This is a genomic window from Spiroplasma endosymbiont of Lariophagus distinguendus (assembly GCF_023846195.1).
GTDB lineage: Bacteria > Bacillota_I > Bacilli_A > Mycoplasmatales > VBWQ01 > Spiroplasma_E.
Map to the genome: position 1 here is coordinate 1 of NZ_JALMUW010000193.1, position 522 is coordinate 522.

Consider the following 522-nt stretch of genomic DNA (forward strand, 5'->3'; position numbering starts at 1 on the left):
CGTGATGGTAATATTGCTGATCCAGATGCTTTACAACGTATCCTTGCTAAAATTTTTCAAGATTTTAGACTTGAAATTAAAGATTCAAAACAAGCTGATAAAAACCGTAATTTAATTGTTTTAATGGCAACACCAAGTGAAATTAATTCAGTACAAAGAGAAGCACTAGAAAATATAGTTCATCGTTTAGGAGCACTTCGTGGATTTGTTCAAGAAGAAGTTAAAATGGCAGCATTAGGTTCAGGCCAAGATATTTTTGGAACTGCAATTATGTGTGTTGATATTGGTGGGGGAAGTACTGATATTGCCGTACTTAGCAACGATTCAATCCTATATTCATATACAACACATTGTGCTGGAGACTATTTAACACAAAAAATTCAAGAATACATAGCTAAAAAGCATGCTTTAAAAATTGGTACTAAAGAAGCAGAAGATGTTAAAAAGAACATCGGTTCACTTCTTAAATATCAAGATGAAAAACCATACACTATTTCAGGTGTTTCATTACCTAGATTAGAC

Annotated in this window: 1 protein-coding gene; it reads left to right on the forward strand. The window is 32.6% G+C overall.

Going from position 1 to position 522, the window contains the following annotated elements:
• Positions 1-522 (forward strand): rod shape-determining protein (locus tag M0D11_RS06490; protein WP_252321180.1); only part of this gene is annotated, 522 nt, incomplete at both ends.